Origin of the sequence: Streptomyces angustmyceticus (assembly GCF_019933235.1) — a bacterium.
In the GTDB taxonomy this organism is placed as follows: domain Bacteria; phylum Actinomycetota; class Actinomycetes; order Streptomycetales; family Streptomycetaceae; genus Streptomyces; species Streptomyces angustmyceticus.
Genome location: NZ_CP082945.1, coordinates 5,102,073 through 5,127,397, shown reverse-complemented (window position 1 = coordinate 5,127,397; position 25,325 = coordinate 5,102,073). Strand labels below are relative to the sequence as shown.

The window sequence follows — 25,325 nt, the reverse complement described above, 5'->3', positions numbered from 1 at the left end:
CTGTGCTTCGGAACCGTGGGTTAGGTCACGCTTACCTGGCGTTCCGTCCGGGCAGTAACGACCGTAGGCTCGTGTGCCGGCGCGACCTTGACCGAGCCCCTCTGCCGACCCTCCGAGGACGGATTCCGCCATGCCTCGTCCGACCGCCGCACAGCTCGTCTACGGTTCGGCCACCGTCTTTCTCTCCACCCTCGCGATGCTGCTGCTCTCGCAGACGCAGACCGGGGTGGGGGTCGCGGTCATCGCCATCGCCGGGCTCGGGCTCGGGCTGCTGGTCGCCATGACGGCCCCGATGCCCGGGGTGCCGCGAGTGGTCCGCCGTCGTCCGGCACATGCCGAGGCGCCCGCCGCGGCCACGCCGCTGCGGGCCGTCCCCACGCCGGCCGAGCGCGTCCGCCCCGTGGCGGGGCCCGCCCGCGCCCGCTGGGGCGGCCTCACCGGGCCGGCCGCCGCCCCGGACGCCCGGATCGGCGAGCACTCGCGCTGAGCCGGCCCGCGGGCCTCACGCCGCGGGCGCGTCACCCGTCTGTGTGGACACCACCACGGTCTTCGCCGCCTTGTCGTGCAGACACTGGTGGTACGGCTGGTCCCAGGTACACCACAGGACGTTGACCAGCCAGAAGATGAAGCCGCAGCACGGCACGATCTCCGGGAGCGTGTAGACCGCCGCCCGGATCCAGGACGCCTGGGCCGTGGGGATCGAGCCGTTGGAGAGCATCGCCACCCGGATCTTCATCGCCATCTTGCCGAGGGTCTGGCCGCGGCTGGAGATCATCAGCCCCTCGTAGACGAGGTACACCAGCATGGTCACGCCCGAGACCGTCGACTGCCGGCCGGCCTCCACGCTGTCGGTGCTGAAGTAGTCCACCCCGCCGACGATCAGCGTCATGATCACCGAGACCGGCACCCCGATGATGATCGCGTCGATGATCCGCGCCACGAGCCGTCGGCCGCGGTTCGCCAGCGGCGGCATCCCGGCCAGCGGATCGGCCGGACCGGGCTGCCCGCCGTAGGGGTCGCCGGCGTACGGGCCGCTGCCGTACGGGGTCCCCGCGTAGGGCGGCGGGGTGCCACCGGGCGGCGGTGGGGTGCCGCCCGGCGGCGGCGGAGTTCCGCCCGGGGGCGGCCCGCCGGGAGGGGGTGTCCCGCCTTCACCGGCGCCCGTACCGCCGCCCGTGCCGTTGCCGCCCGTGCCGTTGCCGCGCGGAGCGTGGTTGCGGGGGGCACCGTTCTCGCGGGGCGCGCTGTTGCGCACCGCGCCGTCCGCCGGGGGCTCCTGCGGCTTCTTCAGGAACGGTTCGTCCTCCGGCGGCTCACCGGGACCGGGACGGGGCTGGTCGGTACTCATGGCCCGAGTCGACCCTTTGTCGCGGCCCGCCGCATCCGGCGAAGTCCGTTCGGGGGACGGCCGTCCGCCGTCCCCGCGAGGGGGTGCGTCAGCCGGCGGCGACGAACGTCCGCGCGGCCTTGTCGTGCCAGCACTGGCGCCACGGCCGGTCGAACAGGCACCACAGGACGTTCACCACGCCGACGACGAGCACGCCCAGCACGCTGTAGACGAACCAGCGCCGGAGCGCCGCGCCGAGGGGCGGGGTGTCATGGCTCTCGATGTCGAGGACCCGTACGCCGCACATCTTCTTGCCCAGGGTGCGGCCCCACTTGAGGGTCGGCAGCACCTCGTAGAGCGCACCGCCGAGCAGCAGGACGGCCAGGATCGTGGCGAAGACCGGGATGGTGGTGCCGTCGATCAGATAGACGGTGACCTGGCGCCCGGACTGCTTGGCCGCCTCGACCTTGGCGTCGAGGTGGTCGGTGACGGTGCTCCACATGGGCACGGCCACCGCTGCGGTGAGCCCGCCCAGCACCAGCGTGTCGATCAGCCGGGCCGCCAGCCTGCGGCCGAGGCCCGCCGGGTGGCCCTGCGCGGCCTGGGCGGCGGCGAAGAAGGCGTCGGCGGCCGGCGGCTTCCAGGGGATGACGCCGTCGGCGTCGGAGTCCTGCGCGCCGGACGCGGCCGGCGCGGCACCGCCCTGCGGCGGGAAGCCGGTGGAGGGCGCGGACGCCTGCGGACCGGGGGTCTGCTGCGCGGGGCCCGGGGGCGTCTGGCGCGGCGGGGCGGCCTGCTGCTGGGGGGCCGCCTTCTGCGGGGCCGGGCTCGGGGCCTGCTGCTGCGGGGCCGGGCTCGGGGCCTGCTGCTGCGGGGCCGGGCTCGGGGTCGGCTGCGGCGCCGGGGTCTGCTGGGGCGCCGGGCGGGCCTGCTGCGGGGCGCCGACGGACGGCAGCGACTGCGGGGCGGCGCCGTCGGGCGCGGCGGACGGGGCGCGGCCGCCGCCCGTGACGCGGATCGCCATCGTCTCGCCGCCCTTGGCGGGCTTGCCGGCGTCGGGCCGTACCGCGCGGATGGCGGTGGTGCCCTGGTCGCCGGAGGACGCGCCGCGGCGCGCGGCCGGGTTGACGGCGCGGATGGCGACCGTCCCGTCGGTGGGGGCCTCCGGGCGCGCGGCGGCCTCGCCGGGCGGTGCCCCGTCGCCCTCCTCGCGCTGCGGCGGCACCGCGCCCCAGGCGGCGCCGCCCGACGGCGTGCCGACGGGCGCCTGGTCCGGTGAACCCCAGGAGATGCGGCGGTCGTTCTCGCCGCCGTAGCCGCCCTGCCGGGAGGCGTCGGCCTGCCAGGAGGCGGCCGGTTCGGGGCCGGTGCCGTGCAGCCGGGCCGGGTCGTCCCAGCCGGTGGCGGGCCGGGGCTCGACCTCGCCGCCGCGGCGGACGGCCGGGAGCGCGGAGTTGCCGGCGGCCTCCTCCTCGTCGAAGAAGACCGGGCCGGTCTCCTCGACGGCGGGCGGGGCGGCACCGGGCGGCGGCGCGGGCATGGCCTCCCCCTCGGCGGGGGCGGGCCGGCTGGTGCCCGGCACCCACGCGGCACCGTTCCAGTACCGGATGTAGCCGGGGATGGACGGGTCCGGGTAGAAGCCTGGCGTGGGGCTGCCGCCGGCGGATCCTGAGGTAGGGGCGCTCATGTCCGAAGTCCCGTATCTGTACTCGGCCTGGTGGGTGTGGGGTGCAGTCTGCCGCAACGCGGCGTCCACATCTATCAGACCCCGGGTCACGCCAGGCCCGTGCCCGCCCACGACCACCTGGAAGAGGCGCGGGAAAAAAGTTGTACGAAGTCGTGTAATGGTTCGGCGCCCGGCGCCTCTTCTCTCTGCGCGGGCCCGTACCGGGGGTCCGCGGGGAGCGAGGAAAGGCGGACGTCATGCACACCGTGGTGGAGCGAGAGCTGGAGCTGGGCCTGGTCCTGTCGCCGGAGCGGAGCGTTCCGGTGCCGGCCCGGCTGACCTACCGGACGGACGACCCGTACGCCGTCCATGTCACCTTCCACATCGGTTCCCCCTCTCCCGTGCGGTGGACCTTCGCCCGCGAACTGCTCGTCGAGGGCGTCTTCCGGACGTGCGGCGACGGCGATGTACGGGTGTGGCCGACCAAGTCCGGCGGCCGCAGCCTGGTCTGCGTGGAGCTGGAATCGCCGGACGGCCGGGCGCTGCTGGAGGCCCCGGCCGCCGCGGTCTCCGCCTGGCTGGAGCGCACCCTGCGGGTGGTCCCGCCGGGCTCCGAGCAGGGGCACCTGGGCCTCGACAAAGGGCTGAGCGACCTGCTCGCCATGGCGCCGACGGACGATCTGCTGCCGGGCGTCCCCCGGCCCGCGGACGAGACCCCCGAGCCCGGGGCGTAGGGGGTGGCGGACCGGCCTGCGGGGACGGGCCGCGGCGGAGGGGCCGGTGCGGCGCCGGCCTCTCCGCCGCGGCCCGTGCGGTGGAATGTTCCGCCGGGCCGCGCTGTTGGGCGCGGTATGAACGAGAGCTTCCGCGCACGGACGGGTCAGGACACCGCTGCCACGGCGTACGGCACCGGCGCGGTGGCGTACGGCCAGGACCGGGACGCGGACTACTACGGGCACGGCACCGCCGCCGAGCGCTGGGCGCGGGCGCGGCTGTTCTTCGAGGCGAAGGACTTCACGGCCGCGGCCCACATCCTGCGCGGCCTGGTGGACGAGGACCCCGGGCAGGTCGCGCCCCGGCTGCTGCTGGCCCGCGCCTACTACCACTCCGCCCGGCTGGAGCGCGCCGAAGCCGAGTTGCGGGCCGTGCTGGAGCGCGACCCGGTCGAGTCGTACGCCCGCCTGATGCTGGGCCGCACCCTGGAGCGCCAGGGGCGGGCCGACGAGGGCGCCGGGCAGCTGCGGATCGCCGCGGCGCTGGGCGCGGACGGCGCCTGACCGGCCGGGCGCGGGGCGGCGTCCGACCGGCAGGGGCGGAGCGGCGTCCGGCCGGCCGGGCGGCTCAGCCGCGGTACGCCTCCAGCAGCCGCAGCCACACCTCGCTGATCGTCGGGTAGGAGGGCACCGCGTGCCACAGCCGCTCCAGGGGGACCTCGCCGGCCACCGCGACCGTCGCGGAGTGCAGCAGCTCCGCGACCCCGGAGCCGACGAAGGTGGCGCCGAGCAGCACCTCGCGGTCCAGGTCGACGACCATCCGGGCCCGGCCGCGGTAGCCGTCCGCGTACAGGGAGGCCCCGGCGACGGCCGACAGGTCCTGGTCGACGACCCGGGTGCGGTAGCCGGCCTGTTCGGCCGCGGCGGCGGTCAGGCCCACCGAGGCGGCCTCGGGGTCGGTGAAGACGACCTGCGGGACGGCGAGCCGGTCGGCGGTGGCGGCGTGCGCGCCCCAGCGGTCGGACTCCAGGATCGGGACGCCCCGGGCGCGCGCGGAGATCGCGGCACCGGCGATCCTGGCCTGGTACTTGCCCTGGTGGGTCAGGAGCGCGCGGTGGTTGACGTCGCCGACGCCGTAGAGCCAGCCGCCGGTCACGCCCGTCACCCGGAGGCTGTCGTCGACGTCCAGCCAGGAGCCGGGGGTCAGGCCGACCGTGTCCAGGCCGATGTCCTCGGTGCGCGGGGAGCGGCCGGTGGCGATCAGCAGCTCGTCGGCGACGATCTCGTCGCCGGAATCCAGGAGGACGGTGACCGGGCCGCCCGGGGCCTCCCGGCGCACCTCGCGCACCTCGACGCCGGTCCGCAGGAAGACCCCGGCCTCGGCGAGCGATTCGGCGACCAGGTGGCCGGCGAACGGTTCCATACGGGGCAGCAGCCCGTCGCCGCGCACCAGCAGCGTCACGGAGGAGCCCAGGGCGCGCCAGGCGGTGGCCATCTCCACGCCCACCACACCGCCGCCGACCACCACCAGGCGGCCCGGTACGGCCTTGGCGCTGGTGGCCTCGCGGCTGGTCCAGGGCCGGGCCTCGGCCAGGCCCGGGACGGGCGGCAGCACCGCGCGGCTGCCGGTGCACACCGCGACCGCGTGCCGGGCGGTGAGCACCCGCGCGCCGTCCACGACCACCCGCCGGGGCCCGGCCAGCCGGCCGTGGCCGCGGACCAGGTCGATGCCGGAGGAGTCCAGCCAGCGGACCTGTCCGTCGTCCTTCCAGTAGGAGGTGAACTCGTCGCGGTGGGCGAGCACCGCCGGCACGTCCAGGGGGACGTCGGCGGCGTCCTTGAGGCCGGGGACCCGGCGGGCCTCGGCGCGGGCGGATACCGGGCGCAGCAGCGCCTTGCTGGGCATGCACGCCCAGTAGGAGCATTCGCCGCCGACCAGTTCGCTCTCCACGACCACCGCGCTCAGCCCGGCGGCGTGTGCCCGGTCGGCGACGTTCTCGCCGGTCGGCCCGGCCCCCAGCACGATGACGTCGTACGCCTCGTCGGCGGCTCGGGTCGCTTCGGTCGCTGCCATCGGCGCTCGCTTCCTGCGGGGGCGTGAGGGGCCCGGCGGATCCTTCCCGGACATCCTCTGCCCAACGGGCCGTCAGCGCATCCGGCGTTCCACCTCTTCCTTGGCCTCGACGAGCCCGGAACCGGTCACCTCGCGGTGCACCTTGATCGCCTGGATCTTCTTGCCCTCCGTGAGCAGCTGGTCGATCTCGGCCATCCTGGGGTCCTCCGGCTCGGCGATGCCGGCGTGCGCGAGCAGCAGGTCCACCTTGCGCTCCAGCCGCCGGAGCCGCAGGTCCGTCCGCTTGGCCCGGCGGTCACCGGCCTGGGCGAGCGGGTAGCCGGCGCACAGCAGCAGCACGAGGGCGATGAGGGTGGCGTATTCCATGGCGCAGACTCTATGAGACCCCGGCGCCTGCCATGCACACGGCAGACGCCGCGGGGTGCACCCGGTCGTGGAACGGCGGCGCGCCGGGTCAGGGCAGATGCCAGATACGGGTCGTCACGAGGCAGAAGACGGCGGCCCAGAACACCATCACCGCGGCGACGGTGCCGAGTCCGACGAGGTGGGTTCGTGCCCTCGGGGCGCCGGGGCGCGGCCGTAGCCACCGCCTGAGCAGCGGGTTCACATAGAAGGGCATGGTCACGAAGCTCATGATGAAGCTCGACAGCAGGTTGCCCACCAACAGCCCGAGCCACAGCGGCATCTTCAGCGGGGACAGGGCGAGGGTCAGCAGCACCACCGTCGGGTAGAGGCCGACCCAGACGGCGACGGAGGTCCTGGTCTCCGAGGGCGGCGGCGCCTGCCTGCCGTTCTCCTCGAAGGCGAACCAGCTGCCGAAGGAGTTGTCGAGGGTGCGCAGGTGGAAGTCGTGGAACCTCTCGCCCTCGGCGAGGAGTTCCCTCCGCTCGGCCGACGTCAGCCAGGTCTCCAGGTGGGCGGCGCTGTCGAAGCGGTACAGCGTCGTCCATTCGTCCTGGAGCCCCTCGACCGGCCGGAAGAGCTCGGTGCCGCGGAAGCCCTCGAAGGCTCCCTCCTGCTCGGTCATCCGGCGCTGCCAGTCGAGGAAGGCGTCGATGTGATCAGGGCGGACGCGGTGGGTGACCACGACGGTCACCAGCGGGTCCGGTGGCCGGATGCCGCCGCTGACGACCTGCTGGGTCGCCGGGCCGTCCGCGTAGGCGGCGCCCCGGTCGAGGAAGCGCTGCCGGGTGGCGCTGTTGATCCATGCCTGGAGGTGGGCGATCGAGTCGAAGCGGTAGACGACCAGCCATTCGGGCTGGAGGTCCGTGGGCCGGGAGACCTCGGCGCCGAGGAACCCGGCGTACTCGGCGGCGGCGGCGTTGAGTTCCTCCTGCCACGCCGCGAACTCCCGCTCCCGTCCGGTCCTGACCTTCTGGCCGATGATGACGGTCGCCTCCGCGCCGGCCGGCTCCCCGGCGCCCGCCGGCGTCCCGCCGGTCACCGGTCCGCTCCCGTCACCGCCGACGCGCCCGCGCACAGCCGCCGGTAGAGGCGTTCCGGTGTCAGGGGCAGCGCGCGGCAGCGGACGCCCGTGGCGTCGTGCAGGGCATTGGCCAGCGCGGGCGCGACCGGGTTGATGCAGCACTCCGCGATGCCCTTCGACCGCAGGGGCCCGACGGAGTCCGCCGAGTCCACCAGCAGCACCTCGGTGCGGGGGATGTCGGCGTAGGCGGGGATGCGGTAGTTGCGGAAGTTCGGGTTGGCCATCACGCCGTGCGCGTCGAGGTGGTGGTGCTCGGTCAGCGCGAAGCCGATGCCCTGGGCGACACCGCCCTCCACCTGGCCCCGGACCTGCGCGGGGTTGATGATGACGGCGGCGTCGGTCGCCTGGACGCTGTAGAGGATGCGGATCTCCCCCGTCACCCGGTGGACGGCGATGCGGAAACCCTGGGTATTGGAGGTGATGCTGCGGGGCGAGCCGTGGGCAGTGCGGGCGGCGGCGAAGCGGATGCCGCGCGCCCGCGCCGCGGCGACCAGCTCCGCCAGCGGCACCCGCCGCTCGCCGCAGCGGACGCTGTCGTCGTCCATCGCGCACATCACGAGGTGCTCGCCCGTGTACGCGGCGGCGAACTCCAGGATGCGGTCGCGCACGGCATCGGCCGCGCGGAGCACCGCGTTCCCGGCGACGAAGAGGCCGGCGCTGGCGAAGGCGCCGGTGTCGAACCCCGTGCGGTCGGTGTCGGACTGCACCAGGCGGATCCGCGACGGCGTCGTGCCCAGCTGGTGGGCGGCGATCTGGACGTGCGCGGTCGACGTCCCCTCGCCGAACTCGACGGTGCCGACGGCCAGTTCGTAGACGAGGTCGTCGCCCAGCGTCACCCACGCCTCGGAAAGGTGCTCGGTCGGCGGCGCGGTCTCGTGCAGGGAGCCGGCGACACCGGACCCGACGAGCCAGGCGGCGCCGGACGGCGGCGGCTCGCCGGCGTGCCGGGCCATGGCCCGTTCCACCAGGTCGAGGCAGGTGCCGAGGCCGTCCTCGGTGAACACCACGTCGTCGGGGCCCTCCGCCATGGCGAGCAGCGGCTCGCCCGGCCGCACGATGTTGCGCCGCCGCAGGGCGAACGGGTCCAGGTGCAGGGCGCGGGCGAGTTCGTCCATCGCCGACTCCACGGCGAACGCCGGCTGCGTCATGCCGTAGCCGCGCAGCGCCCCGCTCGGCACGGTGTTGGTGTAGACGGAGTACGCGTCGTACTTCTTGTTGCGGCAGCGGTAGAGCATGACGGCGGCGCCGCCCGCGAACAGCGTCTCGCCGGCGTGGTTGCCGTAGGCGCCGGTGTTGGACACGTTGCGGACCCGGAGCGCGGTGAGGGTGCCGTCGGCCTTGGCGCCGAGCGTGACCGTCAGCGTCATCGGGTGCCGTGGCGAGGCGGTGGTGAACTCCTCCTCCCGGGTGTACTCGAAGGAGACCGGCCGCCCGGTGTCCAGGGCGGCGAGCGCGGCCAGGTCCTCCGAGATCACTTCCTGCTTGCCGCCGAAGCCGCCGCCCACCCGGGCGCAGAACACCCGCAGCCGGTCGGGGCGCAGCGCGAACAGGTGGGCCAGCTTGTCCTTCGCGATGGACGGCGACTGCGAACTGGTGCGGACGTGCAGGCGGCCGTCCTCCGTCCAGGCGATCGAGCCGTGGGTCTCCAGGTGGGCGTGCTGCACCCGCGGGGAGAAGTAGGTGCCCTCGTGGATCACATCGGCCTCGGCGAACCCCGCCTCGATGTCGCCGATCTCCGAGTGGATCTCCACCAGGATGTTGTGGACGGGGTCGAGGACGAACGGGTCCACCGGGCCGTGCAGTTGGGGCGCGCCCTCGGCCATCGCCGCTTCGGGGTCGAACACCGCGGGCAGCACCTCGTACTCCACGGCGATCCGCCGGCAGCCCTCCTCCGCCGCCCCGACGGTGTCGGCCAGGACCGCGGCGACGCGCTGGCCGGCGAAGCGGACGGTGTCGTCGAGGATGCGGGTGTCGTCGGGGTCCACGAGGTGGTCGGTGTGGATCGCCGTGGTGAAGCGCCGGCGCGGCACGTCCTGCCAGGTGTAGACGCGGTGCACGCCGGGGACGGCGAGGGCGGCGGTCTTGTCGATCGAGACGATCCGGGCGTGCGCGTGGGGCGAGTGCAGCACCTTGAGGTGCAGCATGCCGTCAAGGCGGGTGTCCATCGTGAACGCGGCCCGGCCGGTCACCACGTCCTCGGCCGCGGGCGCCGCGACGCTCGTCCCGACGGCCTTTCCCGGCGCCGCCTCGGCCACGCCCGCGACGCCGTGCACGGCGTCCTCGATCGCCCGGTAGCCGGTGCAGCGGCAGAGGTTGCCCTTCAACGCCCGCGGCAGGTCCGCCTTCTGGGCCTCGGTGAACGTCGCCGACGTCATGATCATCCCGGCGGTGCAGAAGCCGCACTGGAACCCCGGGGCGTCACGGAACCGCCGCTGCACGGGGTGCGGGCTCCCGGGCGCCCCGAGCCCCTCGATCGTCGTCACCTCCCGGCCGTCCGCGCGGAAGGCGGGGGTGATGCAGCTGTGCACCGGGCTGCCGTCCAGCCACACCGTGCAGGCGCCGCAGTCGCCCGCGTCGCAGCCCTTCTTGACGCCGTGGTGGCCGAGCTCCCGGAGGAAGGTGCGCAGGCACTGGCCGGGCCCGGGTGCGTCGTCGAAGCGCCTGCCGTTCACGAGGTAGGTCATGCCGGGCCCCCAGCCATGAGTTCGCGGCGGATCTCTTCGGCGAAGTGGTGGGTCAGATGGCGGCGGTGGTCGGGGGTGCCGTTGGGGTCGGCGAACCAGAGGCCGGCGGGCAGGGCGTCGATGCGCCGCCACAGCGTTCGGGCGTCGGGCAGGGCGTCGAAGGCCAGGCGCACCGGCCGGGTGGTGCCGGCGGTGACGGTGAGCAGCAGATCGCTCGCGCCCGGCGTCCGCGTGCCGATGAGGAACACCGTCGAACGGCCGAGGCGGGTCAGCGAGAAACGGCGGTGCGCGGCGCGTTTCCGCAGGGCGTGCGCCGGAATGTCGATACGCCGCAGGATTTCCCCGGGCTGCAGGATGTTCCGGTGGTCGCCGGTCACGAAGTCGAGGGCGTCGACGGTGCGTACGGACCCGTCGGGGGCCCACAGTTCGTAGCGCGCCTCCAGGGCCACCGTCAGCGTGATCATCGGGCCGGCCGGCAGGGACAGGCAGATGTTGCCGCCGACGGTCGCCGCGCTCCAGACCTTGAACGAAGACAGGAACGCCTCGCAGCTCGGACGGAAAAGGCTTCCCGCGCTCCACTCCTCCGGCAGCTCATGGCCGTACAGCTCGCGGATGGCGCAGGTGGCGCCGATCCCGAGGCCCGCTTCGCCGGGGACGAGGGATTCCCAGCCCAGCGCCGTCAGGTCGACCAGGCGGCGCAGGTCCGGCTGCTCCACGGAGAACAGCCAGGTCCCCCCGGCGAGCCAGGCGTCCCCGGGGCGCCAGTCGGCGCCTGGCCGGTCGGACGGTCGCCGGACGACGTCGGTGACGGTGTTGAGGTCCATGGGACGACCTCCCTCACGGCGAAAGGCGCGGGGAACGGCGCGGCCTCAAGGGCGGCGTCCCTGGGGCCGACGCGGTCGGAACTGCTCACAAAAGGACCGGCGGACGCAGATAATTCGTGTTCAGGATAGGCAGAACAGTCCGCCCCCGCCACGCCGGAATCCCAGCCGGATAACGCCTTTCTGCACACCCCCGGAACCACCGGTAAAATACGCGACCACCACGGAAAGAACCGTAAGCGGAAATCCGGGAACCGGGTTTCTCAGAACAGCTTTCCCGGATTGAGAATGCCCAGCGGGTCGAAGACATCCTTGATGCCCCGCTGCAACTCCAGCCCCACCGGCCCCAGTTCGCGCGCCAGCCACTCCTTCTTCAGCACGCCCACCCCGTGCTCACCGGTGATGGTGCCGCCCAGTTGCAGGCCGAGCGCCATGATGTCGTCGAAGGACTCGCGGGCCCGGCGGGACTCGTCGGGGTCGGCCGCGTCGAAGCAGACGGTCGGGTGGGTGTTGCCGTCGCCCGCGTGGGCGCAGACGCCGATGGTCAGGCCGTACTTCTCCGCGATGGCGGCGGTGCCGTCGAGCATCTCGGCGAGCCGGGACCGCGGCACGCAGACATCGTCGATCATGGTCGCGGACTTGACCCGCTCCAGCGCGGTCAGGGTCAGCCGGCGGGCCTGCAGCAGCAGATCGGACTCGGCGGCGGTCTCGGCCGGCACGACCTCGGTGGCGCCCGCCGCCGTGCACAGCTCCGCGACGGCCGCGAGGTCGGCGGCCGGCTCGGGGGTGTCGAAGGCGGCCAGCAGCAGCGCCTCGGTGCTGTCCGGGAGGCCCATCCGCGCCATGTCGTTGACCGCGCGGATGCTCGTACGGTCCATCAGCTCCAGCAGCGACGGGGCGTGGCCGCGCGCCATGATCTCGCAGACCGCCTCGCAGGCGGCGGCGGTGGACGGGAACTCGGCGGCCAGCGCGAGCTGACCGGGCGGCTCCGGCTTGAGCGCGAGCACGGCGCGGACGACGATGCCCAGGCTGCCCTCGGAGCCCACGAACAGCCGGGTGAGGTCGTAGCCCGCGACGCCCTTGGCGGTGCGCCGCCCGGTCGTCAGCAGCCGCCCGTCGGCGAGCACCACGTCCAGGCCGAGGACGTACTCGGCGGTGACCCCGTACTTGACGCAGCACAGTCCCCCGGAGGCGGTGCCGATGTTGCCGCCGATCGAACACTCCTCCCAACTGGAGGGATCGGGCGGGTAGTAGAGCCCGTGCTCGTTCACCGCGCGCGACAGCACGGCGTTGACGACACCCGGTTCGACCACCGCGATCCGGTCGACGGGATTGATCTCGATGATCCGGTCCATCTTGACCAGCGAGAGCACGATGCAGCCGTCGGAGGCGTTGGCGGCGCCCGACAGCCCCGTGCGCGCCCCCTGCGGCACGACCGGGACCCGCAGCTCGGAGGCCGTCCGCATGACGTGCTGGACCTGCTCGACGGTACGCGGCAGCACGACCACGGCGGGCGTCCCCGCCTCACAGAAGCTCGCCATGTCGTTGGCGTAGGAGCCGGTCACATCGGGGTCGGTGAGCACCGCTTCCCCCGGCAGCCCGGCACGCAGACGTGCGATGAGGTCCATACCCTCAGCCTCGCATCCATGGGCCGTACACGGAAGATCACCCAGGAACCCGAACGTACGGACAGCCGCCCACCGGGGCGCGCCCAAGCGGTAGGCGCACCGCCCCGGCCCCGCCGCATCCGCTCAGAGATTCCCGCGCCGCTCCTGCTCCCGCTCGATCGCCTCGAAGAGCGCCTTGAAGTTGCCCTTGCCGAAGCCCATGGAGCCGTGCCGCTCGATCATCTCGAAGAACACCGTCGGCCGGTCCTGGACCGGCTTGGTGAAGATCTGCAGCAGGTAGCCGTCCTCGTCACGGTCCACGAGGATCTTCAGCTCACGGAGCGTCTCCACGGGCACCCGGGTCTCGCCGGCCCACTCGCCGAGGGTGTCGTAGTAGGAGTCGGGGGTGTCCAGGAACTCCACACCGGACGCCCGCATCGCCCGCACGCTGGCGACGATGTCGTTGGTGGCCAGCGCGATGTGCTGGACGCCGGGCCCGCCGAAGAACTCCAGGTACTCGTCGATCTGCGACTTCTTCTTCGCGATCGCGGGCTCGTTGATCGGGAACTTCACCTTGAGCGTGCCGTCGGCGACGACCTTCGACATCAGCGCGCTGTATTCGGTGGCGATGTCGTCGCCCACGAACTCCTTCATGTTGGTGAAGCCCATGACCTTGTTGTAGAAGGCCACCCACTCGTTCATCTTGCCGAGTTCGACGTTGCCGACGCAGTGGTCGATGGCCTGGAAGCGGCGCGGGCCGGTCTCCACCAGCGGCTGGGCGGCGACGTAGCCGGGCAGGTAGGGCCCGTCGTAGCCGGAGCGCTCAACGAGGGTGTGCCGGGTTTTGCCGTACGTGGCGATGGCCGCCAGGACGACGGTCCCGTGCTCGTCCGTGAGCTCGTAGGGCTTCTCCAGCCCGGTGGCGCCCTGGGCGACGGCGTGCTCGTAGGCGGCGCGGGCGTCCGGGACCTCGATGGCGAGGTCGACGACCCCGTCGCCGTGGGCCGCGACGTGGTCGGCGAGGAAGCGGCCCCATTCCGTCGTGGGCTTGATGACGGAGGTGAACACGAACCGGGCGCCGCCGGATTCGAGCACGTAACTCGCGGTCTCGCGGCTGCCGTTCTCCGGGCCGGAGTAGGCGACGCGCTTCATGCCGAAGGCGGTCGAGTAGTAGTGCGCGGCCTGCTTGGCGTTGCCGACGGCGAAGACGACCGCGTCCATCCCCTTGACCGGGAAGGGGTCCGCCTGCCGAGCCGTGTCAGGGGTGGTGGGCTGGGTGTGCATCGTGGTGTCTGCCATGGTCGCAGAGTCCCTCCGATCCACAAGGTGCGCAATAGTTCGCGAATATTCTGGGCATTATGCATAGCGAAAAGGCGAAACCGCCGGGCTATCTGTACATGATGACCATCGAAAGGGACGGTACGGACAATGGCGATCGATCATCTGGACGGGGCGCTGCTGGAGCTGCTCGCCGAGGAGCCGCGGATCGGGGTGCTGGAGGCGTCCCGGCGGCTGGGGGTGGCGCGCGGGACGGTCCAGGCCCGGCTCGACCGCCTTCAGTCGAATGGAGTGATCCGGGGCTTCGGGCCGGACGTGGACCCGGCTGCGCTCGGCTATCCGGTGACCGCTTTTGCCACGCTGGAGATCAAACAGGGCCAAGGCAATGACGTACGCGCCCACTTGACGACCGTTCCCGAGGTGCTGGAGCTGCATACAACGACGGGACACGGGGACATGCTCTGCAGGCTCGTCGCCCGGTCCAACGCCGATCTACAGCGGGTGATCGACCGGGTTGTGGGCTTTGATGGGATCGTGCGGGCTTCCACGGCGATTGTCATGGAAAATCCGGTTCCGTTGCGGATCGTCCCGCTGGTGAAACAGGCATCGGCAGACTGACCGAGGAGACCGAGTGAGCTTCTGGGAGTACGTCGGCACCCGGCACGCCCAGCTGCTGACGGATACGTATCAGCACGCCAGCGCCGTCTTCCAGTGCATGGTGCTGGCCACCCTGCTGGGCGTCTTCATCGCCGTGGTGACCTACCGCAGCGAATGGGCGGGCAACCTCGCCACCACCTCGACCGCCACCATCCTGACCATCCCCTCCCTGGCCCTGATCGGTCTGCTGATCCCGATCGTCGGCCTGGGCGTCCCCCCGACGGTCATCGCGCTGACCCTGTACGGGCTGCTGCCGGTGGTCCGCAACGCCATCGTCGGGCTGCGCGGGGTGGACCCGGACCTGGTCGACGCGGCCACCGGCATCGGGATGTCCCGCACCGCCCGGCTCTTCCGCGTCGAACTGCCGCTGGCCTGGCCGCCCATCCTCACCGGCATCCGGGTCGCCACCCAGATGCTGATGGGCATCGCCGCCATCGCCGCCTTCGCCTCCGGTCCGGGCCTGGGCAACGAGATCTTCCGCGGGATCGCCTCGCTGGGCAGCGCCAACTCCCTCAACCAGGTGCTCTCCGGCACCCTCGGGATCGCCATCCTCGCCCTCCTCTTCGACGCCGCCTACGTCCTGATCGGACGCCTGACCATCTCCAGGGGGATCCGTGCCTGAGACGCCCGAGAACGCCGCCACCACCGGGGCGAGGATCCATCTGGAGAACCTGACGAAGGTCTACCCGGGCAACCCCGTCCCCGCGGTGGACAACGTCAACATGGAGATCAAGGCCGGCGAGATCGTGATCCTCGTGGGGCCCTCGGGGTGCGGCAAGTCCACCACCCTGAAGATGATCAACCGTCTGATCGAGCCGTCCTCCGGACGGATCCGGATCGGCGACGAGGACGTCACCGACATGGACCCGGTCAAGCTGCGCCGCAAGATCGGCTACGCCATCCAGGCGTCCGGCCTCTTCCCGCACATGACGGTCGCCCAGAACATCGCCCTGGTCCCGAAGATGATCGGCTGGTCCGCCGCGAAGACCAGGAACCGGGTCGAGGAGATGCTCGACCTGGTCGGCCTGGACCCGGGCGAGTTCCACGGCCGCTATCCGCGCCAGCTCTCCGGCGGCCAGCAGCAGCGCGTCGGGGTGGCCCGCGCCCTCGCCGCCGACCCGCCCGTCCTGCTGATGGACGAGCCGTTCGGCGCCGTCGACCCGATCACCCGCGACCACCTCCAGGACGAGCTGATCCGGCTCCAGCACGAGCTGCACAAGACCATCTGCTTCGTCACCCACGACTTCGACGAGGCGATCAAGATCGGCGACCGGATCGCGGTGCTCCGCGAGCGCTCGCACATCGCCCAGTTCGACACCCCCGAGGCCATCCTCACCAACCCGTCCGACGACTTCGTCTCGGGCTTCGTCGGTGCGGGGGCGGCGCTCAAACGGCTCAACCTCACCCGGGTACGGGACGTGGGCGTGGTCGACTTCCCCACCGCCCGGATCGACGACCCGCTGGAGTCCATCTTCGACCGGCTGCGCTCCGGCTCCCACAACGAACTGCTGCTGCTGGACCCCAACCGCCGCCCGTACAAGTGGCTGCGCCGCGGCGACCTGGCCCTGGCCAAGGAGTCGCTGGCGCGGGCCGGGACCCCGGTCCAGCACACCGTGACCCGGGACGCGACCCTGCGCGACGCGCTGGAGGCGGTGCTCACCGACAGCGCCGGCCGGGTCTCGGTCACCGGGCGGCGCGGCGAGTACATCGGCGTGGTCGACATGGAGACGCTGATGAACAACGTCCAGGAACTGCTGGAGGCGGACCGGATGGAGGCCCTGGAGCACCAGCACCAGCTCCGGGAACAGCGCGCCCGCCAGACGCAGCTGGAACAGGAAGGCATGGAGGCATGAGCCCCCGCGACGGGAGCAGCCCGCACCGCGGGGGGCGGCCGCCCAGCGACCACGAGGGCTTCGCAGTCCGCGACGACGTCGAGATGGCGGAGCGGGAGGACGCGGCCGGTGAGGCGCCCGTCCCCTCCGCCGCCCGGGGAGCGCGCCGGATCAGCTGGCAGAAGTGGACCTTCATGCCGGCCTTCCTGGTGCTCGCGCTGCTCGCCACCTGGCTGTGGTTCCGCGGCGCCCGCCTGGACTCGATCGCCCACCAGGCGGTCGACAACGGCAAGGTGTGGCTGGCTCTGCGGCAGCACATCTATCTCACCGCCGTCTCCACCTTCTTCGTGCTGATCATCGCGATTCCGCTGGGCATCGCGCTGACCCGGTCCAAGCTGCGCCGGGCCACCCCCGTCGCCATGGCCTTCGCCAACCTCGGGCAGGCCGTCCCGGCCCTGGGTCTGCTGATCCTGCTGGTCATCTGGCTGGGCATCGGGCCCCGTTCGGCGATCGTCGGCATGGTCATCTACGCCGTGCTGCCGGTCCTCGCCAACACCATCGCCGGGCTGCGCGGCATCGAGCCGACGCTGACCGAGGCGGCCCGCGGCATCGGGATGTCCCCCACGGGGGTGCTGACCAAGGTCGAACTCCCGCTGGCCGTACCGCTGATCCTGGCCGGCGTCCGCACCGCGCTGGTGCTGAACGTCGGCACCGCGACGCTGGCCACCTTCGGCGGGGGCGGCGGCCTCGGCGACCTGATCTCGGCGGGCATCGTCACCCAGCGCATGCCCGTCCTGATCCTCGGTTCGGTGCTGACCGTGGCGCTCGCCCTGCTGGTCGAGTGGCTGGCGTCGCTGGCCGAACTCCTGCTGCGGCCGCGCGGACTGGAGGCGACGGCATGATGAGGAACCACCCGTGTCCGGCCCCGCGCCGCCGCCCCGAAAGACGCCGGGGCTCCCGCCTCCTGCTCGTCCTGTTCGCCACCCTGCTCAGCGCCTGCGGCCTGGTCAGCGGCAGCGCGATGAGCGACACCGTGCTGCCGGGGCCGAAGGCCGGCTACCAGGGCAGGCCGCTCACCGGGGCGCAGCTGACCGTGACCTCCAAGGAGTTCACCGAGCAGATCGTCCTCGGCCAGATGATGGGCATCGTCTTCGAGGCGGCGGGCGCCAAGGTCATCGACAAGACCAGCATCCAGGGCTCGATCGGCGCCCGGGAGGCCGTCAAGTCCGGTACGGCGGACGCCGCGTACGAGTACACCGGCACCGGCTGGATCACCTACCTCGGCCACACCAAGCCGATCGTGGATCCGCGCAAGCAGTGGGAGGCGGTCCGTGCCGAGGACCGGAAGAACGGCATCGTCTGGCTCCCGGCCTCCCGGCTGAACAACACCTACGCGCTGGCGCTGAACTCCGCGAACTACAAGAAGCTGGCGGTGCGCGACCTCTCGGACGTCGCGGCGCTGTCGCACAAGAACCCCGGCGCCGTCACGATGTGCGTGGAGAACGAGTTCGCCACCCGCAACGACGGCCTGCCGGGCATGGCGCGGGCGTACGGCATGAACGTGCCGTCGGCCAACATCCGCAAGATGACCGGCGGCGTCGTCTACACCGAGACGGAGAAGGGCACCTGCGCGTTCGGCGAGGTCTTCACCACCGACGGCCGGATCAAGGCGATGCACCTGCACGTCCTCGCCGACGACAAGCACTTCTTCCCCAACTACAACGTCGCCCCCGAGATCAACGCCGAGGCCCTGAAGAAGTACCCGGCGATGGCCGAGGTCCTGGCCCCGGTGACCAAGGCCCTCGACAACACCGTCGCCCAGGAGCTCAACCGCAAGGTCGACGTGGACGGCGAGGACCCGCACGAGGTCGCGAAGAACTGGCTGATCCAGGAGGGCTTCATCAAGGAGGGCTGAGGCCGGGCGGGCCGGACGCGCGCGGGGCTCCGGCCCCGGCAGCGGCCCGCTCCCCGGTGGGAGCGGCCGTACGGGAGCAGCAGTCGGCCGTACGGATTCAGCAGTGCGGAACCGGCCCCCCGGTCCGCAGCGCCTTCAGCGCGTCCACCGCGCTGTCGAGCGTCGTGACCGGGACCAGCCGCATCCCCTTCGGCAGCTCCGCCCGCGCGTCGGTGCACTCCTTGCGCGGGACCAGGAAGACCGAGGCGCCGTCGCGGTGCGCGGCCTGCGTCTTCAGCGGGACCCCGCCCACCGCGCCGACCTTGCCGTCCGCGGTGATGGTCCCCGTGCCGGCGACGGTGCGCCCGCCGGTCAGGTCGTGGCCCGCGCCGTCGCCGTCCAGCTTGTCGACGATGCCCAGGGCGAACATCAGGCCGGCGCTCGGGCCGCCGACGTCCGCGAGGCTCAGCTTGACCTTGATGTCCTTGGTGGACCTGCCGAGCTGCCCGAGCGCGGCGCTGGTGGCGGTGTCCTGGGACTGGGCCATCTGCTTCGCGTTGTGCTCGGCGATCTCCTCGGTGTTGTTGCCCACCGGGTAGACGGCCTCGCGCGGCATCACGGCCTCGTCCGTGCGGAACCAGCCCTCGATGAGGTCCGGCAGGTGGACGGAGGCGTCCGGGCCGGTGGCGACGATCGAGGTCATCCGCAGCTGCCCGCTCGTCTTGCGGGTCCCGGCGCCGGTGATGGTGATCACCGGTTTGCCCTTGTCGTCGCCGAGGACGTTCGCCGTCATGCCCGGATAGGCGACAGCGAACGGCAGCGGGGCGAGGAGCGCCGTGAGAACGAGGGCCAGGACGAGGGCGGAGCAGACCGCCAGGGCACGGGTGCGTGAGGACACTCAGCCAGCCTAATTGACCCCCGCCCCACCAGGGCCGCACGGCGCTGCCGCCTCACCACACGGCCACCGCCCCTTCACACCCCGTGGCCCCCGGGGCCTCAGCGCAGCGCTTCCGACACCTCCCGGGCCGCGTCGACCACCCGCGGTCCGATCCGCTCGGAGACGCTGTCCGTGAGCATCACCACGCCCACGCTCCCCTCGATGCCGCTCACCCCGAGCAGCGGCGCCGCCGCGCCGCTCGCACCGGCCTCCAACTCCCCGTGCGTCAGGGCGAGTCCGGCGTCCTGGAGGCGCCCCTGCCGGGCCTTGAGGATCGCCCGGCCGGCCGCCCCCCGGTCCAGCGGGTGACGGAACCCGGCCCGGTAGGCCACGTGGTAGTCGGTCCAGGTCGGCTCCACCACGGCGACGGCCAGCGCTTCCGTGCCGTCGACGAGGGTGAGGTGCGCGGTGGCCCCCACGTCCTCGGCGAGCGAGCGCAGCGCGGGCAGTGCGGCCTCCCTGACCAGCGGATGGACCTGGCGGCCCAGGCGCAGCACGCCCAGCCCGACCCGGGCCCGGCCGCCTATGTCGCGGCGCACCAGGGCGTGCTGCTCCAGTGTGGCCAGCAGGCGGTAGACCACGGTGCGGTTGACGCCGAGCTTGTGGGACAGCTCGGTGACGGTCAGCCCGTGGTCGGTGTCCGCGAGCAGTTTGAGGACACGCAGCCCTCTGTCGAGTGTCTGGGAGGTCTCTGCGGTCACGACGCCTCCTGGGTGAGTGGCGGCCCTCGGACGCGACGCGCTGCGGGTCCCGGAGCAGCGCGCGCTAGAGGCCGCCGGCCGCATGGCAACCGGCTGCGCTCCGCGGCGGCGCTGCCACGGGGCGTGTGCGTGACCGGGACAGTAGCGAGCCGGTCCGGTGAGCGGAAGAGTCCGTCCAGAATCCGGGCTCCCCCGCCCGGAATATCCCCGTAGGTCCGTCCAGAAGGTCCCGTTGTGTTTCAGGTAGGGCTACAGGATGGTGCGGGCGATTTGGGCGAGGGCGCCGGGCCCGCGGCCGGACGACGACGGGGTCCGCGCACCGGGAACGACAGCGGGGGCGGCGCGCCGTCCCACCGGCGCACCGCCCCCACGGGCCACGGGCGGCTCACCGCATCCGCGTGGCCCACTCCCGTACCTTCTTGATCCGCTCGTTCAGCTGCCCGGCGGTGGCCTCCGCGCTCGGCGGCCCGCCGCACACCCGCCGCAGCTCGGTGTGGATCACGCCGTGCGGCTTCCCGCTCTGGTGGACATACGCCCCCACCAGCGTGTTCAGCTGTTTCCTGAGCTCCAGCAGCTCCTTGTGCGTGACCACCGGGCGCCGCTCGGCCGGCAGCTCCAGCAGGTCGGCCTCCTCGTCCGGCCGCTTCTTGCTGTGCGCGATCTGCCGGGCCTGCCGCTTCTGCAGCAGCATCTGCACCTGGTCCGGCTCCAGCAGCCCGGGGATGCCGAGGTAGTCCTGCTCCTCCTCGCTGCCCGCGTGGGCCTGCATCCCGAACTCGGCACCGTCGTAGAGCACCCGGTCGAAGACCGCCTCCGACTCCAGCGCCTCGAACGAGAACTGCTCCTGCTCGCCGGTGTCCTCGTCCTGCTCCTTGTTCGCCTCCTCCATCTCCTTCTCGGATTCGGCGTACGGGTCCTCCTCCCCGTCCTTCTTCGGCTTGTCCAGGACGTGGTCGCGCTCGACCTCCATCTCGTTGGCGAAGCCGAGCAGCATCGGGACGGTGGGCAGGAACACCGAGGCGGTCTCGCCGCGCTTACGGGAACGCACGAAACGCCCCACGGCCTGGGCGAAGAACAGCGGCGTCGAGATCGTGGTGGCGTACACCCCGACCGCCAGCCGCGGCACGTCGACCCCCTCGGACACCATCCGGACCGCGACCATCCAGCGGTCCTGGGAGTGCGCGAAGTCGTCGATGCGCTGCGAGGCCCCGGAGTCGTCGGACAGCACCAGCGTGGCGCCCTCCCCGGTGATCTCCCGGATCAGCTTGGCGTACGCCCGCGCCTGCTCCTGGTCTGAGGCGATCACCAGCGCCCCGGCGTCCGGGATGGACTTGCGGACCTCGCTCAGCCGCTGGTCGGCGGCGCGCAGCACGTTCGGCATCCACTCGCCGCGCGGATCCAACGCGGTACGCCACGCCTGCGACACCGCGTCCTTGGTCATCGGCTCGCCTAGCCGGGCCGCGATCTCGTCGCCCGCCTTCGTCCGCCAGCGCATGTTGCCGCTGTACGAGAGGAAGATGACCGGCCGGACCACGCCGTCGCCCAGCGCGTTGCCGTAGCCGTAGGTGTAGTCGGCCGAGGAGCGCCGGATGCCGTCGTTGCCCTCCTCGTAGGTCACGAACGGGATCGGGTTGGTGTCGGAGCGGAAGGGCGTACCGGTCAGCGCCAGCCGGCGCGTCGCGGGCTCGAACGCCTCCAGACACGCCTCGCCCCACGACTTCGAGTCGCCGGCGTGGTGGATCTCGTCGAGGATCACCAGCGTCTTGCGCTGCTCGATGCGGTTGCGGTGCAGCATGGGCCGGACGCCCACACCCGCGTAGGTGACCGCGACACCGTGGTACTCGCGGCCCAGCGGCCCGGCGCTGTACTCCGGGTCGAGCTTGATCCCTATCCGGGCCGCCGCCTCCGCCCACTGCTTCTTCAGGTGCTCGGTCGGCGCGACGACCGTCACCTGCTGCACGACGTGATGGTGCAGCAGCCACGAGGCGAGCGTGAGCGCGAAGGTCGTCTTGCCGGCGCCCGGCGTCGCGACGGCGAGGAAGTCTCTGGGCTGCGTCTGGATGTAGCGGTCCATGGCCGCCTGCTGCCAGGCACGCAGCTTGTTCGCGGTACCCCAAGGGGCCCGCCCCGGAAAAGCCGGGGACAGGTGGTGGTTATTGGTGGCGCTGGTGGTGGTAGTCACGGTCTCCGTCGGCTGGGGTCGGCGATCGGCAACCGCGTCAGCCTATCCGCTGCGCTTGGCCGGGGTCCCACGGTGTCGGCTTTCCCGCCGTGCTGGGGGCTCGCCGTGTTTCGCCCCGCTGCGCGGGTGCGCCCGGCGTGGCGCCTGGCGGCGGGCGGGGTCCGCTGCGCGGGGCTGTCGGGGTGCGGTGACGGGCCTGCGCGGGTGGGGTGCCGGACTGCTTCGCTTTACGTCCGGCACCCCACCCGCTCCGGCCCGTCCCCTCCCGTTGAGGGGGGTGGAAAGAAGGCCGGTGGGGGTGGACCTCGGTGGTCCGGTGCGCGTTGTGGGCGTGGGGAAACGGCCGTGGGCATAGGGAAATGGCTGCGGCGCAGGGAATTGGCTGTGATCGACGCCCGCCCCCACCCACGATCACTTCACTCACCCACGGGAGGGGACGGGCCGGAGGGGCCTGGTGTGTGGACGTAAAGCGAAGCAGTCCACACACCAGGCCCCGGAGGTCCGTCACCGCACCCACAGCCCCGCGCAGCGGACCCCGCCCGCCGCGTGGGGGTACCTCCCACGCCCTTAAGGCAGTGGGGGAGCAACGGCGGGAAAGCCAGCCACGTGGGCCGGCAGCAAAGCACAGCGGAACGCTAACGGAGGCGCCTCGTCACGGCCGCCCCCGCGAGTGCGACGAAGGTCATCGTCGCGAAGACGGCGACGAACGCCGCGGGGTGGCTCGCCGGGCCGGGCGCGGCGGTGAGGGTGGGGGCGTGGGTGACGATCGCGCCTCCGCCGAAGGCCACGAACAGGGCCCCGCTGAGGCCGACGAACGTGACGTTTCCCAGCGCGTCCGACATCTGCAGGGACGCGGAGTTGGTGCCCGCCTCCTCGGGGCGGGAGAGCTTCAGGAGCAGGACGCCGCCGCTGGAGATGTTCAGGCCCATCCCGAACCCGCCGACCGCCCAGGCCACGGCCACGATCGCGACGGGCACCCCGTCGAGCAGCGCCAGCGGCACCGTCACGATGGCCGCCGCCAGCAGCACCATGCCCAGGCCCATCAGCCGCTCCCGGTGCGGCTCCAGGCGCGGCCGGCTCTGCACGTACGAGCCCAGCGCCCAGGTCAGGCCGCCGCCGGTGAGGGAGAGGCCGGCGAGGGTCGGGGACAGTCCGCGCTGGGTGACCAGCATCAGCGGGATGAAGCTCTCGGCGGCGACCAGCGCCCCCGCGGCCAGGCCGCGCATCAGCACCACGCTCGGCAGGCCGCGGCCGGCGCGGAACGTGCCGCGGGGCAGCAGCCGCACGATGCCCGGCGCCAGCAGGGCCAGCCCGGCGGCCGCGGGCAGCAGCGCCCACCAGTCCGGCCGCTGCCCCGCGTACTGCAGCAGACAGGCCCCCACGGCGACGGCCAGCGCGAGCAGGCAGCGCCGGTTGCCCAGCACCTGCCGCACGCCGCCGCGCGGGCCCGGCGCAGCGGGCAGCTTGCGCAGCGCGGGCAGCATCACCGCGAGCGGCAGGAGTATCAGCACGGGGATGGCGAGGAAGACCCAGCGCCAGCCGAGCTGTTCGGTGACGGTTCCGGCGACCAGCGGGCCGACGATCACCGGCACCACCCAGGCCGCCGAGAACGACGCCATGATCGACGGCCGCAGCCGCTCCGGGTAGGCCCGGCCGACGACCACGTACAGCGCGACCACCACAAGCCCGCCGCCGATGCCCTGCACGCCGCGGCCCGCGACGAACATCCCCATGCTCTGCGCCCCGCCCGCGACCAGCAGGCCCGCCCCGAACGCGGCGATCCCGCCGAACAGCGGCGCGAGCGGCCCGTGCCGGTCGCTCCACTCCCCCGACAGCGCCATCGCGAACAGGCTCGCCGTGAAGTACGCGGAGAACCCGAAGGCGTACAGCCCGATGCCGTCCAGGGCCCGGGCGGCAACCGGCATCGCGGTGTTCACCGCACTCGCCTCGAACGCGACGACCGACACCACGGAAATGATCCCGAAGGTGAGCGCCCGGTACTCCCGGCCGAGGATGCCGCCGGCGGGGCGGGGGTCGTCGGGCGGGGCGGCCCGGGTGGTGGCGGCAGGCGGGGCGGGCGCCGCGGAGGCGGTGGCGGCCCCGGCGGGCCCGGTGGTCCCGGTGGCCCCGATGGCGGGGACCGGGTCGGTGTGGGGGTCGGTGCCGCGGGGACGGTCAGCGCTCATCGGGCCAGCGTAAGGGCCATACGAGCCCGGCGCCCCTGTCGGAGGACGGGGATCGCCTCGTCCTCCGGTCCTACGACGCCCCGGCCCCTCACCTCCCCGGACCTCCCCGGCTCCTCTCCTCCCGCCCCTCCCCGCACGTCTCCCTCCCCGCGTTTCGGGCAAGCTGTCCGTATGCCGCACTTCCGCACCTACGACGACACCGAGCTCCACTACCGCGTACTCGGCCCGGCCGACTCGCCCCGGCCGCCCCTGGTGTGCCTGGCCGGCGGCCCCGGGCGGGACGCCGCGTACCTGGGCGATCTCGGCGGGATGGCGGAGGACCGGCAGCTGATCCTCCCGGACAGCCGCGGCACCGGCGACTCCCCGGCCGCCGCCGACCCCGCCCGCTACGCCTTCCCCCAGCTCGCCGAGGACGTCGAGGCGCTCCGCGCGCACCTGGGCCTGGAGCGGTTCGCGCTGCTCGCCCACGACGCGGGGGCCGCGGTCGCGCAGGCGTACGCGGCGGGGTACCCCCAGCGGCTGACCCGCCTGGTCCTGGTCTGCCCCGGCTCCCGGCTGCAGGGCGAACTCCCCGACGACGCACAGGAGATCTTCGCCGCACGGGCGCACGAGGAGTGGTGGCCCACGGCGTCGGCGGCGGTGCAGCAACTGGCCGAGGCGTCCGACCTGAGCGAGGTGCGGGAGCTGCTGTTCGCCGCGGCACCGCTCGCCTACGGACGGTGGGAGGAGCCGCAGCAGGCGCACGCCGCCACGGAGGGCGAGCAGCTGGGGCCGGTACCGCGCGCCGGCTTCTGGCAGGGCGTGGACGAACACCTGCGGCTGGCCCTGCTGGCCAGCCTGCGCGACGCGGCCTGCCCGGTGCTGGTGGTGACCGGCGACCGGGACGGGGTGACGGGCATGCGCGCGGGCGAGCTGGTCGCCGAGTCCTTCCCGGACGCCCGGGTACGGACCCTGCACGAGGTGGGCCACTACCCCTGGGTGGACGCCCCGGGACTCTTCGGCCAGACGATCGAGGACTTCCTGCACACGGCCTGAGCCCCACCGAACCGGCGCCCGCAGCCCCCCTTCATGAACACCACATTGCCCCGCGTTGCCCCCCGTTGCCCCGCATGACAGCCCCATGGCACCCCGCCCCGCACCCTTGCCGGGCCCCCCGCCACGCGGCCTACAGTCGTGATCAGCACAGCAACACGGCCGTGTGCCCGAGTGGTTCAGGGACTCGCCTGCAAAGCGAGTTACGCGGGTTCGATTCCCGCCACGGCCTCGATGCACCGCGTGTC

Annotated in this window: 22 protein-coding genes and 1 tRNA gene; 10 read left to right on the top strand and 13 right to left on the bottom strand. The window is 72.8% G+C overall.

What is annotated here, in order from left to right; translation table 11 throughout:
- Positions 1-130 precede the first annotated feature (130 nt).
- A complete protein-coding gene (locus K7396_RS22980) occupies positions 131-487 on the top strand; it encodes a hypothetical protein (protein ID WP_086720641.1) in 357 nt (118 codons plus the stop codon).
- A gap of 15 nt (positions 488-502) precedes the next feature.
- Here the strand turns inward: K7396_RS22980 and K7396_RS22975 are convergent, their stop codons facing one another.
- Positions 503-1,348 carry an RDD family protein gene (locus K7396_RS22975; RefSeq protein WP_174886877.1) on the bottom strand — a complete coding sequence of 282 codons (846 nt, stop codon included), beginning with the start codon at positions 1,346-1,348 and terminating at the stop codon, positions 503-505.
- Positions 1,349-1,436: 88 nt separating this feature from the next.
- Positions 1,437-3,014, bottom strand: coding sequence for an RDD family protein (locus tag K7396_RS22970; RefSeq protein WP_152104461.1), 1,578 nt, complete (start codon positions 3,012-3,014; stop codon positions 1,437-1,439).
- A 236-nt stretch (positions 3,015-3,250) separates the two neighbouring features.
- On the opposite strand from K7396_RS22970, the gene K7396_RS22965 reads away from it, so the two are divergent.
- The gene (locus K7396_RS22965) at positions 3,251-3,727 is read left to right on the top strand and encodes an SsgA family sporulation/cell division regulator (protein ID WP_086715618.1); all 477 of its coding nucleotides are present in this window, start codon (positions 3,251-3,253) and stop codon (positions 3,725-3,727) included.
- Positions 3,728-3,844: 117 nt separating this feature from the next.
- Complete coding sequence (locus K7396_RS22960; protein WP_086715620.1) at positions 3,845-4,270, top strand: tetratricopeptide repeat protein; 426 nt, start codon at positions 3,845-3,847, stop codon at positions 4,268-4,270.
- A gap of 64 nt (positions 4,271-4,334) precedes the next feature.
- Here K7396_RS22960 and K7396_RS22955 read toward each other — a convergent pair whose 3' ends face one another.
- The 7 genes from K7396_RS22955 to hppD all read right to left on the bottom strand — a co-directional run bounded on the left by K7396_RS22955 (position 4,335) and on the right by hppD (position 13,677).
- Positions 4,335-5,780 (bottom strand): dihydrolipoyl dehydrogenase family protein, encoded by a 1,446-nt coding sequence (locus tag K7396_RS22955; RefSeq protein WP_086715623.1) that lies wholly within the window; start codon positions 5,778-5,780, stop codon positions 4,335-4,337.
- 72 nt (positions 5,781-5,852) lie between these two features.
- Positions 5,853-6,146 (bottom strand): ribosomal protein L7/L12, encoded by a 294-nt coding sequence (locus K7396_RS22950; RefSeq protein WP_086715625.1) that lies wholly within the window; start codon positions 6,144-6,146, stop codon positions 5,853-5,855.
- Between the two features lie 88 nt (positions 6,147-6,234).
- Complete coding sequence (locus K7396_RS22945; RefSeq protein WP_086715652.1) at positions 6,235-7,224, bottom strand: antibiotic biosynthesis monooxygenase; 990 nt, start codon at positions 7,222-7,224, stop codon at positions 6,235-6,237.
- On the bottom strand, positions 7,221-9,950 hold the full coding sequence (locus K7396_RS22940; RefSeq protein ID WP_086715628.1) for a molybdopterin-dependent oxidoreductase: 2,730 nt from the start codon (positions 9,948-9,950) through the stop codon (positions 7,221-7,223). The genes K7396_RS22945 and K7396_RS22940 overlap by 4 nt, the downstream gene beginning before the upstream one ends.
- Positions 9,947-10,774 (bottom strand): FAD binding domain-containing protein, encoded by an 828-nt coding sequence (locus tag K7396_RS22935; protein WP_086715630.1) that lies wholly within the window; start codon positions 10,772-10,774, stop codon positions 9,947-9,949. Before K7396_RS22935 ends, K7396_RS22940 begins: the two co-directional genes overlap by 4 nt.
- A 260-nt stretch (positions 10,775-11,034) precedes the next feature.
- Positions 11,035-12,399 carry an FAD-binding oxidoreductase gene (locus K7396_RS22930; RefSeq protein WP_086715632.1) on the bottom strand — a complete coding sequence of 455 codons (1,365 nt, stop codon included), beginning with the start codon at positions 12,397-12,399 and terminating at the stop codon, positions 11,035-11,037.
- Positions 12,400-12,522: 123 nt separating this feature from the next.
- Positions 12,523-13,677 carry a 4-hydroxyphenylpyruvate dioxygenase gene (hppD, locus tag K7396_RS22925; protein WP_373866897.1) on the bottom strand — a complete coding sequence of 385 codons (1,155 nt, stop codon included), beginning with the start codon at positions 13,675-13,677 and terminating at the stop codon, positions 12,523-12,525.
- Between the two features lie 129 nt (positions 13,678-13,806).
- Between hppD and K7396_RS22920 the strand changes: the two genes are divergently transcribed.
- The 5 genes from K7396_RS22920 to K7396_RS22900 are packed head-to-tail and all read left to right on the top strand — an operon-like array spanning position 13,807 to position 18,060.
- Positions 13,807-14,274 (top strand): Lrp/AsnC family transcriptional regulator, encoded by a 468-nt coding sequence (locus K7396_RS22920; RefSeq protein ID WP_086715635.1) that lies wholly within the window; start codon positions 13,807-13,809, stop codon positions 14,272-14,274.
- 13 nt (positions 14,275-14,287) lie between these two features.
- Positions 14,288-14,935 carry an ABC transporter permease gene (locus tag K7396_RS22915; protein WP_086715637.1) on the top strand — a complete coding sequence of 216 codons (648 nt, stop codon included), beginning with the start codon at positions 14,288-14,290 and terminating at the stop codon, positions 14,933-14,935.
- Positions 14,928-16,166 carry an ABC transporter ATP-binding protein gene (locus tag K7396_RS22910; RefSeq protein ID WP_086715641.1) on the top strand — a complete coding sequence of 413 codons (1,239 nt, stop codon included), beginning with the start codon at positions 14,928-14,930 and terminating at the stop codon, positions 16,164-16,166. The genes K7396_RS22915 and K7396_RS22910 overlap by 8 nt, the downstream gene beginning before the upstream one ends.
- Positions 16,163-17,047: an ABC transporter permease gene (locus K7396_RS22905; RefSeq protein ID WP_086715643.1), complete on the top strand. Its 885-nt coding sequence runs from the start codon at positions 16,163-16,165 to the stop codon at positions 17,045-17,047. The genes K7396_RS22910 and K7396_RS22905 overlap by 4 nt, the downstream gene beginning before the upstream one ends.
- Complete coding sequence (locus tag K7396_RS22900; RefSeq protein WP_373866900.1) at positions 17,047-18,060, top strand: glycine betaine ABC transporter substrate-binding protein; 1,014 nt, start codon at positions 17,047-17,049, stop codon at positions 18,058-18,060. The genes K7396_RS22905 and K7396_RS22900 overlap by 1 nt, the downstream gene beginning before the upstream one ends.
- Positions 18,061-18,157: 97 nt before the next feature.
- Here the strand turns inward: K7396_RS22900 and K7396_RS22895 are convergent, their stop codons facing one another.
- From K7396_RS22895 to K7396_RS22880, 4 genes are all read right to left on the bottom strand, one after another.
- Positions 18,158-18,937, bottom strand: coding sequence for a S16 family serine protease (locus tag K7396_RS22895; RefSeq protein ID WP_086715645.1), 780 nt, complete (start codon positions 18,935-18,937; stop codon positions 18,158-18,160).
- 98 nt (positions 18,938-19,035) lie between these two features.
- Positions 19,036-19,677 (bottom strand): IclR family transcriptional regulator, encoded by a 642-nt coding sequence (locus tag K7396_RS22890; protein WP_086715648.1) that lies wholly within the window; start codon positions 19,675-19,677, stop codon positions 19,036-19,038.
- A 385-nt stretch (positions 19,678-20,062) separates the two neighbouring features.
- Positions 20,063-21,859: a DEAD/DEAH box helicase gene (locus K7396_RS22885; RefSeq protein WP_086715649.1), complete on the bottom strand. Its 1,797-nt coding sequence runs from the start codon at positions 21,857-21,859 to the stop codon at positions 20,063-20,065.
- 635 nt (positions 21,860-22,494) lie between these two features.
- Positions 22,495-24,045, bottom strand: coding sequence for an MFS transporter (locus tag K7396_RS22880; RefSeq protein WP_152105168.1), 1,551 nt, complete (start codon positions 24,043-24,045; stop codon positions 22,495-22,497).
- Positions 24,046-24,216: 171 nt separating this feature from the next.
- Here K7396_RS22880 and K7396_RS22875 point away from each other — a divergent pair, with 171 nt between their 5' ends.
- Together K7396_RS22875 and K7396_RS22870 are read left to right on the top strand one after the other, a co-directional pair.
- On the top strand, positions 24,217-25,080 hold the full coding sequence (locus K7396_RS22875) for an alpha/beta fold hydrolase (protein ID WP_086720579.1): 864 nt from the start codon (positions 24,217-24,219) through the stop codon (positions 25,078-25,080).
- 157 nt (positions 25,081-25,237) lie between these two features.
- Positions 25,238-25,309, top strand: a tRNA-Cys gene (locus K7396_RS22870).
- Positions 25,310-25,325 lie beyond the last annotated feature (16 nt).

What these genes read in the sequence shown, in the direction of transcription:
- hppD (WP_373866897.1), bottom strand. Translation starts at nt 13,677, where the DNA reads ATGGCAGACACCACGATGCACACCCAGCCCACCACCCCTGACACGGCT.
- K7396_RS22900 (WP_373866900.1), top strand. Translation starts at nt 17,047, where the DNA reads ATGAGGAACCACCCGTGTCCGGCCCCGCGCCGCCGCCCCGAAAGACGC.
- K7396_RS22965 (WP_086715618.1), top strand. Translation starts at nt 3,251, where the DNA reads ATGCACACCGTGGTGGAGCGAGAGCTGGAGCTGGGCCTGGTCCTGTCG.
- K7396_RS22940 (WP_086715628.1), bottom strand. Translation starts at nt 9,950, where the DNA reads ATGACCTACCTCGTGAACGGCAGGCGCTTCGACGACGCACCCGGGCCC.
- K7396_RS22880 (WP_152105168.1), bottom strand. Translation starts at nt 24,045, where the DNA reads ATGAGCGCTGACCGTCCCCGCGGCACCGACCCCCACACCGACCCGGTC.
- K7396_RS22875 (WP_086720579.1), top strand. Translation starts at nt 24,217, where the DNA reads ATGCCGCACTTCCGCACCTACGACGACACCGAGCTCCACTACCGCGTA.
- K7396_RS22960 (WP_086715620.1), top strand. Translation starts at nt 3,845, where the DNA reads ATGAACGAGAGCTTCCGCGCACGGACGGGTCAGGACACCGCTGCCACG.
- K7396_RS22920 (WP_086715635.1), top strand. Translation starts at nt 13,807, where the DNA reads ATGGCGATCGATCATCTGGACGGGGCGCTGCTGGAGCTGCTCGCCGAG.
- K7396_RS22980 (WP_086720641.1), top strand. Translation starts at nt 131, where the DNA reads ATGCCTCGTCCGACCGCCGCACAGCTCGTCTACGGTTCGGCCACCGTC.
- K7396_RS22935 (WP_086715630.1), bottom strand. Translation starts at nt 10,774, where the DNA reads ATGGACCTCAACACCGTCACCGACGTCGTCCGGCGACCGTCCGACCGG.
- K7396_RS22955 (WP_086715623.1), bottom strand. Translation starts at nt 5,780, where the DNA reads ATGGCAGCGACCGAAGCGACCCGAGCCGCCGACGAGGCGTACGACGTC.
- K7396_RS22950 (WP_086715625.1), bottom strand. Translation starts at nt 6,146, where the DNA reads ATGGAATACGCCACCCTCATCGCCCTCGTGCTGCTGCTGTGCGCCGGC.
- K7396_RS22930 (WP_086715632.1), bottom strand. Translation starts at nt 12,399, where the DNA reads ATGGACCTCATCGCACGTCTGCGTGCCGGGCTGCCGGGGGAAGCGGTG.
- K7396_RS22975 (WP_174886877.1), bottom strand. Translation starts at nt 1,348, where the DNA reads ATGAGTACCGACCAGCCCCGTCCCGGTCCCGGTGAGCCGCCGGAGGAC.
- K7396_RS22905 (WP_086715643.1), top strand. Translation starts at nt 16,163, where the DNA reads ATGAGCCCCCGCGACGGGAGCAGCCCGCACCGCGGGGGGCGGCCGCCC.
- K7396_RS22970 (WP_152104461.1), bottom strand. Translation starts at nt 3,014, where the DNA reads ATGAGCGCCCCTACCTCAGGATCCGCCGGCGGCAGCCCCACGCCAGGC.